This is a genomic window from Pseudomonadales bacterium (assembly GCA_013215025.1).
Lineage (GTDB): Bacteria > Pseudomonadota > Gammaproteobacteria > Pseudomonadales > DT-91 > DT-91.
Genome location: JABSRR010000043.1, coordinates 1 through 18,525, shown reverse-complemented (window position 1 = coordinate 18,525; position 18,525 = coordinate 1). Strand labels below are relative to the sequence as shown.

Sequence of the window (18,525 nt, the reverse complement as noted above, 5' to 3'; positions counted from 1 at the left end):
TCGGTCATTGACTCACCGCGCAAATTCTTAGCAGAGCTTTCACCCATCACCCATCGAACGGCATCAATCACATTGGATTTACCACAGCCATTTGGCCCGACAATGGCACACATATTACTCGGCAAATCAACTGTTGTGGGGTCAACAAATGATTTAAAGCCAGCCAGTTTGATAGACTTTAAGCGCATATTTACTTCAAATTTATTATCGTTAAGTTGGCGATCGAATGGCCAAACTTGTGAGCAGATGATTTAAAAATAAGATTCAAGTGTATATTTTTTTATTCACCGAAGCCAGCCAGTAAAAAACTAAATATCGCCAGCTAAGAGCGCAATCTGCAATTGCGCAAAGCGTGAATGCAAGCAATAAAAAAAGCCGACTGCATGTCGGCTTTTTTAACGTTTAAGCTGCAATTTATGATCCTGAACCGCTTTAGATAGTCCAGCTTAAAGAGCTCGTAGCATTCGATCAGATTAAAAACTGTAGAGGCCTGAAACACTCAACTTTTCATCAGTCTTTTCAGTATCCTCAGGCACTACATCATTATGCTCAATCTCATAAGATACTTTTAATGCTAATGCTGCAGCAAGCTGCGATTTGACATAGATATTGCCACGCGTCACGGTATTTTTATTACCGTATTCAATCGATAAGGTCTGGCCTAACTCAGCAGTGTCATAAAACTTCCAAATCAACTCATCGGAGAAATAGGCAATCGCTTGTTCCGTTTTGAGCCCAGCATCTGCGGATAAATTGCCATCAGCGTCTTCTAAATCTTTATCAAAGCGCTCTACCCTGGCACCAGCACCCAGCTCAAGTTTAAAACTTAGGGTTTCGTTATTCGGGAAAAAGGAGTGACCAATACCCACAACCGCTGACATTTGCTCTTCAAAACCGCTAAATTTATCATCTTGCCAGGTCGCACGACCAAAGCCATAGGTCGCATCAGTGATGAAATAATCGAGCTTTTCTTCAGCAAAGTATTTTTCTTCGGTAGATTCATTTTCGGTCTTGGTTGAGCCATCTGCAGCAACGATTTCTTTCGGCGCCTCTGTATAGTCTGCACTCAATGACAGCGTGTTTAACCACCTACCCGCCTCATAGATTAGCTTTTGACGAAATAACAAAGACTGCTCATCAGTATTACCCGATGAATAGGTATAGCCTAATTCTGTTTCACCAGACCAAGGAGAGGTTTCTTCGATTGGCGCTTCAGCGTCTTGAGCAAGCACATTCAGCGAGGCTGCAGATAACAGCAATAGCATCCATCTAGACATAGTAAATCCCTAAGNTTGTAGTTTATTATCAGAGCGCTATTTTAATCAGCTAGGATATTTTTGCATCTATTTTCTGCGCTGTTTCACNTCGTAGATTGAGTTTATGCTCGGTATCAATNTGGCCATTTTCTAATAATACACCCAATAGCTCATGCTCGGCATTTTGCAAAACCACAAGCTGCTCGCCAAAAACAGGGCGACGCACGAATGCAATCGAAAAACCAAATTTAGCAAAGTGCTCGACCGCCTGACGCTGCGCATCACTTAGCAATTGATCAATATTTTTAGGCACGGGTAGAAAACTGTCTCGCTGATCATGATCCATAATCACCTCCTAAAAACCGTTAAGTAAGATAAAGCTAGTTTACAGCTATGTAGCCCAGCTATGCCATACAGTTAAGCATAAATGCAATGCGACATGACATCGCTTTACACAATATTTTCAGCACTAATAAAGTCATAGCATAGTCAGCTTTAAGCACAAACACCATTAATGCCCACGCCAGCATATTTTGGCATAAAAAAACCCGCAGCTCTTGCGAGCAGCGGGTTTTTCAACAGTGCTTGTCTTACCAGCCTGTCACTTCTTTCAGTGCATCACCGATTTGCGCCAAAGAACGCACAGTTTTAACACCTGCGTCTTCTAGTGCTGCAAACTTCTCATCAGCAGTACCTTTACCGCCTGAGATGATCGCACCTGCGTGACCCATACGCTTGCCTTTAGGTGCAGTAACACCAGCAATGTATGAAACAACAGGCTTAGAAACGTTTGCTTTGATATAAGCCGCCGCTTCTTCTTCTGCAGTACCGCCGATTTCACCGATCATAACAATCGCTTCAGTGCCAGCGTCTTTCTCAAACATTTCTAGCACATCGATGAAGTTAGTACCTGGAATAGGGTCACCGCCAATACCAACACAGGTCGATTGGCCGAAACCGTAATCAGTGGTTTGCTTAACCGCTTCATACGTTAACGTACCAGAACGCGATACGATACCTACTTTACCTGGTAAGTGGATGTGACCAGGCATGATACCGATCTTACATTCTCCAGGCGTAATAACACCTGGGCAGTTAGGACCAACGATACGAACGCCTTGTTGATCCGCTTTCTCTTTACACTCAAGCATATCAAGCACAGGAATGTGCTCAGTGATACACACAATTAGCTCAAGACCCGCATCGATCGCTTCTAGGATAGAATCTTTACAGAATGGCGCAGGTACGTAGATAACCGATGCCGTTGCACCTGTTGCAGCTACTGCCTCAGCAACAGTGTTAAATACAGGCAGACCAAGGTGCTCAGTACCACCTTTACCTGGGGTAACACCACCCACCATCTGAGTACCGTAAGCGATAGCTTGCTCAGAGTGGAAAGTACCCTGACCACCGGTAAAACCCTGACAGATTACTTTTGTATCTTTGTTAATTAATACAGACATTAATAATTACTCCGCTGCTTTAACTGCTTTTTCTGCAGCGTCAGTTAAGCTTTCTGCTGCGATAACGTCTACGTCAGACTCATCAAGCACTTTCTTACCAAGATCAGCGTTTGTGCCCTCTAAACGAACGATAACGGGTACTTCAACGCCAACTTCTTTAACCGCAGCGATAATACCTTCTGCGATAAGGTCACAACGNACGATACCACCGAAAATATTCACNAATACCGCTTTAACTTTGCTGTCAGAAAGGATCAGTTTGAATGCATGTGCAACACGCTCTTTAGTCGCGCCGCCGCCAACGTCTAAGAAGTTAGCTGGGAAACCACCGTGCAATGCAACGATATCCATAGTACCCATAGCAAGACCAGCACCGTTAACCATACAACCGATGTTGCCATCAAGTGCTACATAGTTAAGATCCCATTCTGCTGCTTCTGCTTCACGCGCATCTTCTTGTGATGGATCGTTCATTGCAGCAACGTCTTTTTGACGATAAAGCGCATTACCATCAACACCTAATTTAGCGTCAAGACAGTGTAAGTTGCCATCTTCTTTGATCACTAACGGGTTGATTTCGATAAGTGCCAAGTCTTTTTCGATAAACAATTGCGCTAAGCCCATGAAGATCTTAGTGAATTGCTTGATTTGATCGCCTTGCAGACCTAATTTGAATGCAAGCTCACGGCCTTGGTAAGGCATTGGGCCAGTCATTGGGTCTAAAGTCGCTTTTAAGATTTTCTCTGGCGTCTCTTCAGCAACCGTTTCAATCTCAACACCACCCTCAGTTGAAGCCATGAACACAACACGACGTGTAGCACGGTCAACCACAGCACCTAGGTATAATTCATCAGCGATATCTGTGCAGTCTTCTACTAAGATCTTAGAAACTGGCTGACCATTTTCGTCTGTCTGATAAGTAACAAGATTTTTGCCTAACCAGTTTTCAGCGAATGCTGCTGCTTCTTCAGGACTGTCGACTAGCTTAACACCGCCAGCTTTACCACGACCACCAGCGTGAACCTGAGCTTTTACAACCCATTTGTCACCGCCGATTTGTTTTGCTTTTTCTGCTACTTCTTCAGGAGTATCGCAAGCGAAACCCTTAGAAACAGGCAGACCGTACTCGGCAAACAATTGCTTACCTTGATACTCATGAAGGTTCATGTTGTCTTACCACTTCATTTGGGGCACCTATGTGCCTTAATTGAACGAAAGTTATCGCAGCAGTCAATTCACCAACGCGACAACTCCCCCCTAAATTCTTACCCTGACATGGCGAGCAAATAGCAAGCTACGCATTATCATTATCTGGCAAGTCGTACAAAAAACGCGCCTAAATTTGGGCGCGTGTATTGTCTATAAATTTATCTCGACAATCAACCGTTTGACGAAAATCAAACCAATTAGTGAGTAAATTTGTAATTATTTGCGTTTTTTGCGGCTCGCCTTATGAATCGCATGGCCCATCGAATCTAATGCCGCCTCATGCAGCGCCTCAGAAACTGTCGGATGAGCAAACATGGTTAAGGCTAAATCTTCCGCGGTCGAACCAAACTCCATGGCAATCACTGCTTGCTGAGCAATATCACCAGCTACTGGACCAATAATATGGCAACCTAATATGCGGTCATTTTTAGCATCCGCCAATAGTTTGACCATGCCTGCCGCCTCATTAGAAGCCAAAGCTCGGCCATTGGCAGCAAATGGGAAAGTACCGACATTATAATCTACTGCTTCAGCCTTGAGTTGCTCTTCAGTTTTACCAACCGATGCGACTTCAGGGTGGGTATAAATGATCGCTGGGATAGTGTCGTAATTGACTTGCGGTTTTTGACCAGCGATACGCTCTGCCACCATCACACCTTCTTCACTGCCCTTATGCGCCAACATCGGGCCACGCACGATATCACCAATCGCATAAACGCCAGGCGCAGAGGTTTCACACCAATCATTGACCGCGATAAAACCGCGCTCATCCATCGTAACCCCAGCGTCAGCGCTGAATAAGTCTTTGGTGACAGGCTTACGGCCAACAGAGACAATCAATCTATCAAAGGTTTCAGACTTTTCGCCCTCTGCATCTTCATAGCTGACAGTCACTTTACCATCAACAATCTCCGTAGCGGTGACTCTCGCACCCAAACGAATATCTAAGCCCTGCTTGGTGAAGGTTTTGTTGGCTTCTTTCGCAATCATTTTATCAACCGCTGGCAGAAAATCCTGCATCGCTTCCAGCACAACCACATCAGAACCTAAGCGCGACCACACCGAACCCAATTCAAGGCCAATAACCCCAGCACCAATAACACCCAGACGCTCAGGCACACTGGCAAATTCTAAGGCGCCAGTCGAGTCAACAATGATACCTTGATCATCTAAAGGCGCTGGCGGAATCTCAACCGGTACCGAACCCGAGGCTAAAATGACATGCTCAGCATCGTACACCGTCTGTGTGCCATCAACTGCCGTCACCTCAACTTTTTTACCCGCTAACAGCTTTGCCGTTCCATGAATAGAGCTAACCCCATTCGCCTTGAATAGGCCGGCAACACCCGTGGTTAACTGATTCACAATGCCTTGCTTACGTTCAAGCATTTTTGCTACATCAATGCCCACCTCGGCAGTAACAATACCGTGAGAATCAAAATTATGCTGTGCATCATGAAAGCGATGCGACGAATCAAGCAGCGCTTTAGATGGAATACAACCCACATTTAAACAGGTTCCACCAAGAACTTGCTTGCCATCCTCTGTCGACCACTTTTCTACACATGCCGTTTTAAAACCCAATTGCGCAGCGCGAATAGCGGCAACATAGCCACCAGGACCGGCACCGATAACGACAACATCAAACTTATCGACCATAATTTCCTCATACATGACCGGCTGAACCGGTCTACATTAACTCGGCTTTGCATCCACCGCATAAACCGTAAAAAAGCTTAAAATATCATCTGCCGCCAATCGAAGCGCTAACATCGATCAAACGCGACAAGGTAACAGTTATAAATTAACAATGACTGCTATAAATCCAACAAAATACGCGCTGGATCCTCAAGCATATTTTTTATTGCGACTAAAAATTGCACCGCCTCCTTACCATCAATCAAGCGGTGATCATAAGAAAGCGCAAGATACATCATCGGTAAAATTTTAACTTCGCCATTTACCGCCATCGGACGCTCAGTGATCGAGTGCATACCCAAGATCGCAGCCTGAGGCGGATTCAAAATTGGCGTTGACATCATCGAACCAAAAATACCGCCATTAGTGATAGTAAAAGTGCCCCCAGTCATCTCATCAATGCCCAGTTTGCCTTCACGCGCCTTCAGACCATACTCTTTAATTTTATCTTCGATGTCAGCAAGACTCATATGGTCAGCATCGCGAAGTACAGGCACCACCAAGCCCTTATCGGTGGATACCGCAACCCCAACATCTTGGAAACCATGATAAACAATATCGGCTCCGTCGATCGATGCATTCACAGCAGGGAAACGCTTCAATGCCTCGGTTGCCGCGCGCACAAAAAATGACATAAAGCCAAGCTTGGTGCCATTATGCGCCTTCTGAAACATATCCTGATAATTTTTACGCAAATCCATCACCGGCTGCATATTAACCTCGTTAAAGGTTGTCAACATCGCCGTTTCTTGAGTAGCACTTAATAAGCGTTCTGCAATACGCGCACGCATTCGCGTCATCGGCACACGACGCTCAACACGTTCACCGGGCAACACAGTAACTTCTGCCACCGCAGCTGCTGGTGCAGCGGCAACGCTGCGCTCCGACTTAGCCACGACAGCTTGCTCAACATCTTCTTTTGTAATTCGCCCCGCTTTTCCTGTGCCGACTAGAGTCGCCACATCAATATCTTGCTCATCCGCCAGCTTTCTCGCTGCCGGGCTTAAAATAGGCTCCTGATCTGATGCCGAAACCGCATCAGCCGCTTGAGCTGGCTGACTAGCCGCCGGCGCAGCCGCTGCAGCACCAGCCTCAAAACCCGCAATCACTTCTTCAGAAAGGACCGTATCACCCTCTTGCTTGAGGATCTGACTGAGCGAACCATCGGCTGGCGCAACGACCTCAAGTACAACCTTATCGGTTTCAATATCCACAATCAGCTCGTCACGGCTGACAGCATCACCGGGCTGCTTATACCACGTGGCAATCGTGCCATCGGCAACCGATTCAGGAAATTGCGGGGCTTTTATTTCAATACTCATGAGCATTCCTATGTCTTAGGGCAAATCCCAGTATAGCTGATATTAGGCTGGATCATCCAAACCCAAGGCTTCGTTGATAAACGCATTTTGCTGCGCCACATGTAAGGCGGTATAACCCGCAGCGGGCGAGGCCGAAGGCGCGCGACCCACATATTGTAAAATTGTATTCGGGAAAACTTCATGACAGGTACGATAAAAGCGATGCTGGCAATTATACCAAGCACCCTGATTACGCGGCTCTTCCTGACACCAATATAGCTCCTGCACCTGACTATACTGCGCTAGAATATCGCGCACCTCATCTTCAGGGTAGGGATAAAGCTGCTCAATCCGCACAATGGCAACATGCTCAATAGCATGATCTTCACGCGCCTGCAGCAAATCATAAAACACCTTACCTGAGCAAAGAATCAAACGACTGATGTTTTGCTTGGCCAAGTCTTGATTCGCCTCATCAATCACCGGCAAAAATTTACCGTTAGCTAATTCATCAAAGCTTGACACGGCAAGCTTATGCCGTAATAGCGACTTTGGCGTAAACACAATTAACGGCTTGCGCAGAGGGCGAACCACCTGACGACGCAACAAATGAAAAATCTGGCTCGGCGTTGTTGGCACAACCACCTGCATATTTTGCTCGGCACATAGCTGTAAGAAACGCTCTAACCTTGCCGAGGAGTGCTCAGGGCCCTGCCCCTCATAACCATGCGGTAGCAGCATAGTTAGGCCGCATAAGCGCTGCCACTTTATCTCACCAGATGAGATAAACTGATCAATCACAACTTGAGCACCATTGGCAAAATCACCAAATTGCGCTTCCCAAATAACCAAGGCATTCGGCGTTGTGGTGGCATAGCCATACTCAAATGCCAAAACCGCTTCTTCAGACAAAAATGAGTCATGTATCGTCATTTCTGGCTGATCATCAGCTAAATTCTTTAGTGGTACGTAAGCGCCGGGCTCTTTCTGATTGTGCAACACGGCATGCCGATGTGAAAAAGTACCACGACCAACATCTTGACCGGTGATACGAACCGGGCTGCCCTGATCTAACAAGGTGGCATATGCCAAGGTTTCTGCATATCCCCAATTAATCTCTAACGCGCCAGCAGTCATTTTCTTGCGATCTTCAAGAATCTTTGCCACCTGCCGCTGCACCACAAAACCTTCCGGCACTTGACACAGCTTATCGGCTAAATATTTTAAGCGCTCGGCGTCATAGCTGGTATCGCAATCAAAGTAGTAATCATGGCCAAGATATGGCTTCCAATCGACAAATAAAGACGCATTTGGTTCTTTCACTAACGATAATGCAACATGCTGTCCATTATCCAACATATCTCGGTAGGCATTAATGCCTGCCTGATCATAAGCCTCATCAATAATACCGGCAGCAATCAGTCGTGCCGCATACTGATCTCTTGTGGTTTTATGTGTTTTAATTTTATTGTACATGGTCGGCTGTGTACCGGATGGCTCATCGGCCTCGTTATGGCCGCGACGACGGTAACAAATCAGATCAATAACCACATCTTTTTTAAACTGCTGCCTAAAATCAACAGCCAGCTGGGTCACAAACAGCACAGCCTCAGGATCATCCGCATTCACATGAAATATTGGCGCCTGAATCATCTTAGCAACCGCAGTACAGTACTCAGTTGAACGAGCATCTTCTTTTCGCGAGGTAGTAAAGCCAACCTGATTATTGATCACAATATGCAGAGTTCCACCGGTGCGATAAGCGCGCGTCTGTGACATCTGAAATGTCTCCATAACCACGCCCTGACCGGCAAACGCTGCATCACCATGCATCACAACCGGCAAACAGCAATCACCATTGACGTCTTTACGACGGTCTTGACGGGCACGCACACTACCTTCAACTACCGGTGAGACAATTTCCAGATGGGAGGGATTAAAGGCCAGCGCCAAATGCACCTCACCACCCTCCGTCATTACATTGGTTGAAAAACCCTGATGATATTTTACGTCTGAACTGCCAACGTACTCAGCACGCCCCTCAAACTCATCAAATAAATCTGCTGGATTTTTACCCATGGTATTGACCAACACATTCAAACGACCACGGTGCGCCATACCAATAACGACTTCCTTCATACCATAGCCGCCGGCACGCTGGATGACTTCATCCATCATCGGGATTAACGACTCGCCGCCCTCAAGCCCAAAGCGCTTGGTACCCGGATAGCGCGAACCCAAATACTTTTCTAAACCCTCAGCAGCCGTCAAACGCTCTAACAGCTTACGCTTAACATCGTTTGCATAGCTTGGCGCACTGCGCACAGATTCCATGCGCTGCTGTATCCAACGACGCTCCTCGGTATCAACAATATGCGCAAATTCAGCACCAATTTTCTGGCAGTAGGTTTGCTCAAGCGCCTTATGAATGTCTTTAAGCGGCGCCTCGTCAGCACCAAAGTAAAAATTGCCGGTTTGAAAGGTGGTATCGTAGTCAGCTTGAGACAGCTGATGGTAACCAAGGTGCAGGTCAGGCACATCTTTGCGCTGCATCAACGCCAAGGGGTCAATATCGGCTTTTTGATGACCACGCTGGCGGTAGGCGGTGATCATATGCACCACAGCCACCTGCTTACGCTCATACTCAGTAGCCTCACCACTGTAGGCATTATTCTGCGCATCTGGACGGGATTTTGCACGGCCTAACTGCTCAAAATGCGCCTTAACCGTAGAATGCGGCACATCATCGATCACACCTTCTAGCTTTGGTAAGCGATCGAAGTAATCGCGCCATGCTGCCGGCACTTGATTAGGGTCTAGTAAATACTGCTCATAAAGGTCNTCGGCGTAGACAGCATTGCCGCCAGAGATATGAGAACTACGCCATAAACGNTGCATTACACTGTCTTGCATAGCCATTCCTTATTCAGCACGATTAATAGGCTTATTATCACTGATTACCCTAGGATTAACACCCATAATTTTCAAGCTTCACGGTGCATTTGGATTAAANCAGCACCGCGCAAAATTAAATCGTAATTAGCACTTTATGTGCCAATATTTAAAAATAAAATTAAAAAATAAATTTCAATAAAATCAATGACTTGAAATTAAAATACTTTTAGCAGTTTAGCTCTAATTTATTTTTAAAAAATAATGCACCTTTATGATGCGGATTTATGAGACAAATTCACTCACCAAGGTACTCAAACTCTGCTTTGCGTCACCGAATAACATGCGCGTGTTTTCAGCCACAAACAAGGGGTTATCAACACCGGCATAACCTGCCTTCATAGAACGCTTTAATACAAACACCGTTCTTGCTTCAGACACATTAATGACCGGCATGCCATAAAGCGGGCTCGCTGGGTCTTCGTTGGCAGCCGGGTTCACCACATCATTCGCACCAATAACAATAGCCAAATCGGTAGCCGGCAACTGTGGATTAATTTCATCCATCTCAACCAGCTGGTCATAGGGCACAGAGGCCTCAGCTAATAACACATTCATATGTCCAGGCATTCGACCTGCCACCGGATGAATCGCAAATTTCACCTCAGCGCCATTTGCCTCCATATGGTCAGCCAGCTCTTTTACAACATGCTGAGCTTGGGCAACAGCCATACCATAACCGGGCACTATCACAATCCGCTGCGCAGCTTCAGCAATCAAAAACGCATCTTCAGCAGAGATCGGCTTAGGCTCACCTTCGACCGCAGAAGCCGATTGTTTTACTTGAGCAAAGCCCGAAAATAACACATTTGCTAAAGAGCGATTCATCGCCTTGCACATGATATTCGTTAAAATGATGCCGCTAGCACCAACTAAAGCACCTGAGACGATCAAAAGATTATTATTCAACACAAAACCCGCCGCACAGGCTGCCAAACCCGAATAAGAGTTTAACAAGGCAATCACCACCGGCATATCTGCACCACCGATAGGAATTACCGACATAATGCCAAACAATAGTGACAGTGCAATTAGCGCCCAAAACACAGGATCACTCGGCGAGGGGTTTAGCACAAAAAGCACTGCACAGGCCAACAAAGCCAGTACTAAGGCAGAGTTCAACAACTGTTGACCACGAAACGTTAGCGCCGCCGTTGACATACGCTCCGACAGCTTGCCATACGCAATTAATGAGCCACTGACGGTTAAGCCACCAATCATTACCGACAATACAATCGCCACTGCTGCCAATGGCGAGACAACAGCCTGACCTTCAACAACATCGATGGTCACAGGAAACAGTGCCACCCAACCGACCAACAGAGATGCAGCACCACCTAAACCATTAAAGATCGCAACCAGCTCAGGCATACTGGTCATTTCCACTTTACTGGCAGCAAAGCCACCAATCAAACTGCCAATAATCAAACCCAGCAGGATATTTTCCCAGGGCAGCTTCAGCTCGCTGAGCAGGGTAACCACCACCGCTAGTAACATACCCACAGCAGAAATCATATTGCCGCGTCTTGCGGTAGCTGGCGAGCCAAGCTGCTTCAAACCTAGCATGAACAAGATCGCTGCGAGGATATAAGATAAGTTTATGAATGTTTGCAATGTCATTGGTAGCCCTTACTTCTTTTTGAACATAGCTAGCATGCGATCAGTGACAAGGTAACCACCAACCACATTAATCGTCGCCAAGGCAACGGCTAATGTACCCAGCCATAAGGCCAGTTGCTCAGAGCCCGACTGAGCTGAGACAATCGCACCGATGACGGTAACACCCGAAATGGCATTTGAGCCAGACATCAATGGCGTATGCAAGGTTGCTGGCACTTTAGAGATCAACTCAAAGCCGACAAACATCGATAACACTAAAATAAAACCTAAATAAATTGCTTCCACGAAAACCTCTCTTACGCTGTCACAACCGCGCTAACAGTCTCACCCTGATGGGTAATCACCGCACTCTGTAAAATCTCATCATCAAGTTTCAGCGCAAACGATTGCGCCTCCTGATCCCAAAACTCCGATAAAAAATGAAAAATATTGGAAGCCAACATTTGACTGGCGCTATCGGCAAACTGCGCCGGAAAATTACTCAACGCTAATACTTTTACCTGATCAATCTCAACCAGCTGATCAGCAACCGCACCTTCAATATTGCCGCCCGACTCTATCGCCAAATCAACCGCTACTGCACCTGGCTTCATCGCTGACAGCATCGCTTGCGTGATCAAGCGAGGCGCTGGCTTTAAACCACCCATGGCCTGAGCCGTGGCAATAACAATATCGGATTGAGCAATAATTTTGGTTTGCCCGTCAATTTGCAGCTGCTTTTGTTCTTCGCTTAAGGCATTGGCATAACCACCGGCAGTCTGGCCAGTTTCGCCAAGATCAATTTCCAAGAATTTAGCCCCTAAAGACTCCACCTGCTCCTTGGTATCAGGCCGCACATCAAACGCGTCAACGCGCGCGCCTAATCGCTTCGCGGTGGCAATCGCCTGCAAGCCTGCGACACCTGCACCCAAAACAAACACACGACAAGGCGAAATAGTGCCCGCCGGTGTCATCATCATGGGGAAAATTTTGTCCACTTGCTGCGCCGCTAAAATCACCGCGGCATAGCCTGCTAAAGACGCCTGCGAGCTCAGCACATCCATTTTTTGTGCACGTGTGATACGCGGGATCATCTCCAAAGAAACAGCGGTTACCTGACGCGCATTAAATGCCTCAATCAACTCATCATCAGTGAATGGGTTGAGCATTGATACATGGATTGAATGAGGCTTTAACTGTTTAACCTGATCAACCGTAGGCGGCTGGATTCGCACCACAATATCAGCATCAGCCAATAGCTTTTCAACAGATGAGGCAACCGTAGCACCGGCATCTATATAAGCTTGATCGGCTATACTCAGTGAAGCACCCAGGCCTGACTCAATCGTAATATTCATACCCTGCTGAGTTAATTTTGCGACATTTTCTGGTAGCGCAAGCACACGCTGCTCAGCATCCGCAGAGGATTTGGGGATTCCAATGATCATAAAATTCCTTAGTCGAAAATTTGGGCTATGCTGCTAGACAACAAATTAAGCCGCGCATTCTACAACAAATGATAATGATTATCATTTGTTGTAGAAAATAATCTTTGTTTTGGTGGTATTTTAAACAAAACACCTGATGGTTAATGATAATCATTTGCATTAATATGCATTCTGTGGTGTATTTTACGGCGACTGCGGGAAAAAAGCTTAGTTTAAGCACTGCTTGCCCTAAAAAGCACCAAAATCGCGCACATTATATCAAATAAGCTAGAAATGTCGTTAGGAGATGAAGCAATGCTCAAATATGCCATGAATCAAGATGACCTAGCTATCATGCTAAGCCAGCCTGAACAGGCTAAGCGACGGTGTGCCACACTTGTTTTTGAAGCACGCCGAATGATTGCAGCAGAGGATATGCTGAGTGCCGCACATCAACTACTCAAGGCATGCCAAATTGCTGACTTATTACTGGAGCTTGACGCCGATCAGGCGCGCTGTGAAATTCGCTTTGTGAATGCAATTACCGAACTGGCCATGCTGTATCGCGTACTTCAGCGCCACCGTAGCTTAATGAAATTGATAAAACTGGCACGCATCAGTGTTCGACGATATGCCATCTATTACAGTGAAAATGATCTGATGCGGGGCATAAGCGCCACTTGCGATTATTCTGAGGATACCGTGAATAAATGGTCAGCCCGTTTTCAGCTTCAAACGATACAGCCTAGCTCGCATCAATTAGCAATAACGCCTACAGCGGCTAGTGCATGTAAAAGCAGAGTTCGGCCAATGTTTAGCCAAGCTTAAGTAAGCGAGGTGAACCACCCTAGCGCTATTGAATATTGCCAAGCGCTAGCGGCAATATATCTTCAACAATAAGCTGCAAACGCTGCGCACCGCGAAAGCGATTAACTGCCATTCGATAATACACGGCGGCAACTTTAGTCGCTGAGCTATCAAGCTGCTGCCAGAACTCAAGATCTGCAAAAAAATCCATCAGCTCAAAGCTCTGCTGCTCCAATCTGACCGACGCTTTAATATGCTGCGCTGACAAAATCGATATACTGAGCACTTCAAACTCACCATAAAATAAAGGCTCTGGCAGACCCTGCCCCCACGGCAACAATTGCTCTAGCGTTAGCGCATGTTCAAGCGTGAGATCCTCAGGCGCTAGCTTGGCATCGTAAAAACATTGCTCGGTAAACAGCGATTGGTCAAATGCTGACAACATGCGATCAAACTGTTGACTAAATTCAGCAAAGTCCTCTGGCTGTATGCTGAGACCAGCCGCCATGGCATGACCACCAAACTTATTTATCAAACTTGGCCGCTGAGTAGCCAATTGATCTAACATATCACGTAAGTGAATCCCCTCAATCGAGCGACCTGAGCCCTTCAAACTGATCAACTGTTGATCAGCATCATAGACCGGTGCAAAGGCTATCACCGGCCGGTAATATTGCGACTTTAAGCGTGAGGCAATCAAACCGACCACACCTTGATGCCAATTTTCTTGATACAAACATAGGCAGCGAGGCAGCTGCTCAGCTGTAACGGCGGTTATTTGCTCAAGCTCAGCATCGGCCTCAGCGCGCATCGTTTTTTCGATTTGCTTACGTCGCTGATTAGTGTGGTCAAGTTCAGCTGCCAGCTGTGTCGCCGTATCGGCATCAGCACAGCGCAATAATTCGATACCGTGTCGCATATCATCCAATCGTCCGGCAGCATTGATGCGAGGCGCTAATTTAAAAGCGATATCGGTACTGCTTAGATACCGCTGATCAATATTGCAGAGCCTGATTAATGCACGAAGACCTTCATTGATCACGTTGTTACGCATACGAATCAAGCCCTGCTGCACCAGCACTTGATTGTAGCCATCTATTTTAACGACATCGGCGACTGTGCCTAATGCGACGAGATAGAGAAACTGCGCCAGATTAGGCTCAACTAAGGAGTCGGCATCAAACAATCCGGATTGACGCCAGCGCATGCGGATTGCCATCAACAGGTGAAATGCCACACCAACCCCAGCCAAATGCTTATACTGGAACTGACAGTCTGGCTGGTTGGGGTTTATTATCGCAACGGCATCTGGCAATGTTTTACCCACCAAGTGATGATCGGTAATCAATACATCGATGCCCAGCTGCTTTGCCAAGTTAACACCCTCAACACTGGCAATGCCATTGTCAACGGTGATAATTAAATCAGGCTTTGCCGCATCATCAGCAATCGAGGTAACAATCTCCGTCGACAGGCCATAACCATAGATAAATCGGTCAGGCACACAGTAATCGACATGGCTAAAGCCTAATACAGCTAAGCCCTGCAGCATCAGCGCAGTGCTGGTGGCACCATCGGCATCAAAATCGCCCACGATCAATATCGACTGCTGTTGCTGATAAGCTTGCTCTAGACGCGCGATAGCCGCATGCATACCTTTCAGGGTAAAAGGGTCTTGCAATTGCGATAGCGACATTGCTAAATCTTGCGGCTGACAAACCTCACGGCTATAGCATATTTGCTGCATGAAATCTGGCAGTGCATAGGGCTCGCCAGCAAGTGTTTTTGTATATAGCGCCGAGTGATCAGCGAGCGATTGAGGGCGCGGCAGATACTGTCGCGCTGTTTGAAACTTAGCCACTATTCACCTTAGCCACTATTCACCTTAGCCACTTTTCACTTTAGCCACGATTCAGCTAGGCGCTGCGGCGCGAAGAGTCAGTCGTTGATGTTGACGCCGTATTATCAGACGCTTCTGCCTGCTGATCAATCGCCTCTGGCTTGGCTGCAGCTGTTTTAGTAGCTGCTAACTTGGGCTTGGCCTTGCTTTTTGTTTTCGTTTTGCTGTTAGTCTTGGTTTTCGCCTGCGGCTTCGTTTTTGCCTTAGCCTTAGTTTTGACCGTAGCTTTGGCCTTAGTTTTTGCCTTAGCCTCAGCTTTGGCCTTAGTTTTAACTGGCTTAGCGTTTTCAGACTTAGCTTTGTCAGAATTAGCTGAAGATACACTTAAGTCTTTAAGCTCTTGAAAAGCGGCCTCGAGGCACTCGCGATAAAACTGCGGGTCTGGCAGCATATTTCGATCGGCGAGAATGGTAATACTCATCTCGCCCATATAGGTAAAGGCAAGATGGAATAGGCCCACGCCCGGTGTTAACACACCCAAGCCCCCGTACTGAACTAATTTTGCACCCGAAGCATAGAGTGGCATGGGCGGGCCGGCCACATTAGAAACCACCGTATTCACCTTAAACGGCAGCTTTTTTGTTAGATCATTATCAACGTAAAAACGCACTAGGCGCTGAGTAAAGCGTGGAGATAAGGCACCGGCAATTTTCAAGGTGTCTTTCAGCGGACTGGTTTCGCTAAACGCCTTAGCTTCTTCAGTACTGCGATGAATTGCCCGCAAGCGCTCTAACGGATCATCAATATCGCTATTGAGGTTAGCAAACATAGAGCCAACCTGATTATTCTCACCCGTATCATCTCGTCGCGAGCGCATATTCATCGGCACTGTTGCAACCATTGGTTGCTTTGGCAACTCGCGATAATGTTCAAGATACTTACGCATACCCCCTGACACTATTGCCAGCACAACATCATTTAACTTTACTTCGTTGAGATTTTTAATCTGCTTTAAGGCCTCTAGATCAAAGCTTGCCGACTCAATTACTCGGTGCGTTCTCACCGGTTGGTTAAAGCGAGTTTCAGGTGCCGTTATCGGTGGTGCATTGACATCACCTTTCGCCAACTGCATGCCAGAGCGAAACATTGCAGAAACAGTATCGATGCCACCTTTACTCTCTTTCCAAATATTGTCGATATAATTTTTGGTCATCTCGCCAGCAATCATACCTTTGGTTAGGTGCGAATCTTCAGAATAAATGGTAGCTTGTTGATCAGCCTCAGAAACTTCATGTACCACAGGCTCCAAGTCATGAATTGCCTGCATAAAACCGTTAGCGCCGCCACCATCAACCAGAGAGTGATGCAGCTTGTTATAGATAACAAAGCAGCCCTTCGGCAGATGCGGGATATTATCTAAACCTTCAATAATATAAGATTCCCACAGCGGACGGGTCATATCCAAGGGACGCGAGTGCAAACGTGCAATCAAAATACACAGTTGCCGCCAATCACCTGGCGCCGGCAAGGCGAGGTGGCGCACATGAAACTCAACATCAAAGTCTTCATCCACGTGCCAATACTGACGTGCAAAACCTCTAGCAGCTGTCACTAGTCGGGTTCTAAACATCGGCATTTGTTTTAGCTGACGTTCAAAAAATGCAATGACTTGTTTAAAGCGAACCTGACCACCAGGCGCGGTCGACTGATCATAAATGCCAAAGCTGCCTATATGCTGAGGCGTATAAGGGTGTTCAAGATTAATAAAAGCTGAATCTGTAATACCGAGTTGTTTCATTATTATTATGCTTCCTCTATTAAGAGGTCCATCATAGCAAATTAGCAACTGCTGTCAGTTTCGCCAACGATCGCAAATCGACCGTTAAAGCTAACCGCCAGCTGGCCCGCAGAATAAATATGTGAGCTAAGCGACATACCCGCCTTGCCGCGCTCATCAAAGCGCGTAAAAAACTGTTGCCAGTCCGCCGTATCAGGCGATGAAGCAGTCGCGGTAATGAGCGCATCCGCCACCGGCCGTTGATAATCAATCTCGGCATGACTGACCACTAAATCAGGGTTAAGGCCTTGCTCAAAACACTTGATAAACATCAAACCAATCGCATTCGTAACACAGAGACAATAGAGGCTGCCACCAAAGCCGGTCATTTTATCGTTGTGATTCAGGGCCAAGGGCGCAGAAAGTGAAAACGCCTTATCAGAGTAATCAGTAATCTCTGCCCCCATGGCTTTAACTAATGGCAAATGATTTTCTATAAAACGCTGTAAACGCTGAGTGTACTGTGCATGCTGATTAGCTGACGGCATAAAAATATCCATTTATCGATCAAGAAGTCGATCAAGTAGTCAATAAAGTTGCCGAGTGACGACGTACAATAGCGATCACTGGCGATAACAAAACAACTCTAGCACCACAACTTCGATTGGCACAAACAAATGATTGGATTAAGCTTATGGCCAAACACATTTTATAAGGCAGTCAGTGAGCAACTATATCCACACTCGAATCATCGCCGCCAATGGCGGCAATATCGGGGTCATTGAATTGGCCCGAGCCAGTGCCATCAATGCCTTAAATCTTCAGATGGTGCAAGACATCAGTCTTCACCTAAGCGAATGGGAGCAAGACAGTCATATAGCAGCGGTCTTGATCACAGGCCAAGGGGAAAAAGGCTTCTGTGCCGGAGGCGATATTAAAACCGTCAGCCAACAGGTTCTGCAACAGCAGCAAGAGCTAGCCGAAGCTTTTTTCACAGCTGAATATCAACTCAATTTACAGCTAAGTGAGTTCAGCAAGCCTATCATCGTTTTGGGCGACGGTATCGTCATGGGCGGCGGTATGGGTTTATTTATGCCCTGTGATTTTCGCATTGTGACTGAATCCAGCCGTTTAGCGATGCCCGAAGTCTCGATTGGCTTTTTTCCTGACGTCGGCATGGCTTACTACCTTAACCA

The 18,525-nt window shown here is 46.6% G+C and carries 16 protein-coding genes; 2 read left to right on the top strand and 14 right to left on the bottom strand.

What is annotated here, in order from left to right; genetic code table 11:
- From HRU21_04990 to HRU21_04940, 11 genes are all read right to left on the bottom strand, one after another.
- Positions 1-188 (bottom strand): AAA family ATPase (locus HRU21_04990; GenBank protein NRA41649.1); only part of this gene is annotated, 188 nt, incomplete at its 3' end.
- 285 nt (positions 189-473) lie between these two features.
- Positions 474-1,277 carry a DUF481 domain-containing protein gene (locus HRU21_04985; protein NRA41648.1) on the bottom strand — a complete coding sequence of 268 codons (804 nt, stop codon included), beginning with the start codon at positions 1,275-1,277 and terminating at the stop codon, positions 474-476.
- Between the two features lie 49 nt (positions 1,278-1,326).
- Positions 1,327-1,602: a hypothetical protein gene (locus HRU21_04980; GenBank protein NRA41647.1), complete on the bottom strand. Its 276-nt coding sequence runs from the start codon at positions 1,600-1,602 to the stop codon at positions 1,327-1,329.
- Positions 1,603-1,846: 244 nt separating this feature from the next.
- The gene (sucD, locus tag HRU21_04975) at positions 1,847-2,719 is read right to left on the bottom strand and encodes a succinate--CoA ligase subunit alpha (GenBank protein NRA41646.1); all 873 of its coding nucleotides are present in this window, start codon (positions 2,717-2,719) and stop codon (positions 1,847-1,849) included.
- A 6-nt stretch (positions 2,720-2,725) separates the two neighbouring features.
- Positions 2,726-3,886 (bottom strand): ADP-forming succinate--CoA ligase subunit beta, encoded by a 1,161-nt coding sequence (sucC, locus tag HRU21_04970; protein NRA41645.1) that lies wholly within the window; start codon positions 3,884-3,886, stop codon positions 2,726-2,728.
- A 258-nt stretch (positions 3,887-4,144) separates the two neighbouring features.
- Positions 4,145-5,587, bottom strand: coding sequence for a dihydrolipoyl dehydrogenase (gene lpdA, locus HRU21_04965; protein ID NRA41644.1), 1,443 nt, complete (start codon positions 5,585-5,587; stop codon positions 4,145-4,147).
- Positions 5,588-5,745: 158 nt separating this feature from the next.
- Entirely contained in the window at positions 5,746-6,948 is a 1,203-nt protein-coding gene (odhB, locus tag HRU21_04960; protein ID NRA41643.1) for a 2-oxoglutarate dehydrogenase complex dihydrolipoyllysine-residue succinyltransferase, read from the bottom strand.
- Between the two features lie 42 nt (positions 6,949-6,990).
- Positions 6,991-9,840 carry a 2-oxoglutarate dehydrogenase E1 component gene (locus tag HRU21_04955; GenBank protein ID NRA41642.1) on the bottom strand — a complete coding sequence of 950 codons (2,850 nt, stop codon included), beginning with the start codon at positions 9,838-9,840 and terminating at the stop codon, positions 6,991-6,993.
- Between the two features lie 264 nt (positions 9,841-10,104).
- A complete protein-coding gene (locus tag HRU21_04950) occupies positions 10,105-11,499 on the bottom strand; it encodes an NAD(P)(+) transhydrogenase (Re/Si-specific) subunit beta (protein NRA41641.1) in 1,395 nt (464 codons plus the stop codon).
- A gap of 9 nt (positions 11,500-11,508) precedes the next feature.
- Positions 11,509-11,784 (bottom strand): NAD(P) transhydrogenase subunit alpha, encoded by a 276-nt coding sequence (locus HRU21_04945; GenBank protein NRA41640.1) that lies wholly within the window; start codon positions 11,782-11,784, stop codon positions 11,509-11,511.
- Between the two features lie 11 nt (positions 11,785-11,795).
- Entirely contained in the window at positions 11,796-12,926 is a 1,131-nt protein-coding gene (locus tag HRU21_04940) for an NAD(P) transhydrogenase subunit alpha (protein ID NRA41639.1), read from the bottom strand.
- 294 nt (positions 12,927-13,220) lie between these two features.
- Here HRU21_04940 and HRU21_04935 point away from each other — a divergent pair, with 294 nt between their 5' ends.
- A complete protein-coding gene (locus HRU21_04935) occupies positions 13,221-13,733 on the top strand; it encodes a hypothetical protein (protein ID NRA41638.1) in 513 nt (170 codons plus the stop codon).
- 25 nt (positions 13,734-13,758) lie between these two features.
- Here HRU21_04935 and recJ read toward each other — a convergent pair whose 3' ends face one another.
- The 3 genes from recJ to HRU21_04920 are packed head-to-tail and all read right to left on the bottom strand — an operon-like array spanning position 13,759 to position 17,877.
- Positions 13,759-15,573 carry a single-stranded-DNA-specific exonuclease RecJ gene (gene recJ / locus HRU21_04930; protein ID NRA41637.1) on the bottom strand — a complete coding sequence of 605 codons (1,815 nt, stop codon included), beginning with the start codon at positions 15,571-15,573 and terminating at the stop codon, positions 13,759-13,761.
- Between the two features lie 55 nt (positions 15,574-15,628).
- Complete coding sequence (locus HRU21_04925) at positions 15,629-17,350, bottom strand: wax ester/triacylglycerol synthase family O-acyltransferase (protein NRA41636.1); 1,722 nt, start codon at positions 17,348-17,350, stop codon at positions 15,629-15,631.
- A gap of 41 nt (positions 17,351-17,391) precedes the next feature.
- The gene (locus HRU21_04920) at positions 17,392-17,877 is read right to left on the bottom strand and encodes a YiiD C-terminal domain-containing protein (GenBank protein NRA41635.1); all 486 of its coding nucleotides are present in this window, start codon (positions 17,875-17,877) and stop codon (positions 17,392-17,394) included.
- 175 nt (positions 17,878-18,052) lie between these two features.
- Here HRU21_04920 and HRU21_04915 point away from each other — a divergent pair.
- Positions 18,053-18,525: enoyl-CoA hydratase/isomerase family protein (locus HRU21_04915; protein ID NRA41634.1), on the top strand; the 473-nt coding region annotated here is incomplete at its 3' end.

Coding starts and splice junctions, on each gene's coding strand:
- HRU21_04985 (NRA41648.1), bottom strand. CDS start 1,277: ATGTCTAGATGGATGCTATTGCTGTTATCTGCAGCCTCGCTGAATGTG.
- sucD (NRA41646.1), bottom strand. CDS start 2,719: ATGTCTGTATTAATTAACAAAGATACAAAAGTAATCTGTCAGGGTTTT.
- lpdA (NRA41644.1), bottom strand. CDS start 5,587: ATGGTCGATAAGTTTGATGTTGTCGTTATCGGTGCCGGTCCTGGTGGC.
- odhB (NRA41643.1), bottom strand. CDS start 6,948: ATGAGTATTGAAATAAAAGCCCCGCAATTTCCTGAATCGGTTGCCGAT.
- HRU21_04950 (NRA41641.1), bottom strand. CDS start 11,499: ATGACATTGCAAACATTCATAAACTTATCTTATATCCTCGCAGCGATC.
- HRU21_04940 (NRA41639.1), bottom strand. CDS start 12,926: ATGATCATTGGAATCCCCAAATCCTCTGCGGATGCTGAGCAGCGTGTG.
- HRU21_04935 (NRA41638.1), top strand. CDS start 13,221: ATGCTCAAATATGCCATGAATCAAGATGACCTAGCTATCATGCTAAGC.
- HRU21_04925 (NRA41636.1), bottom strand. CDS start 17,350: ATGAAACAACTCGGTATTACAGATTCAGCTTTTATTAATCTTGAACAC.
- HRU21_04920 (NRA41635.1), bottom strand. CDS start 17,877: ATGCCGTCAGCTAATCAGCATGCACAGTACACTCAGCGTTTACAGCGT.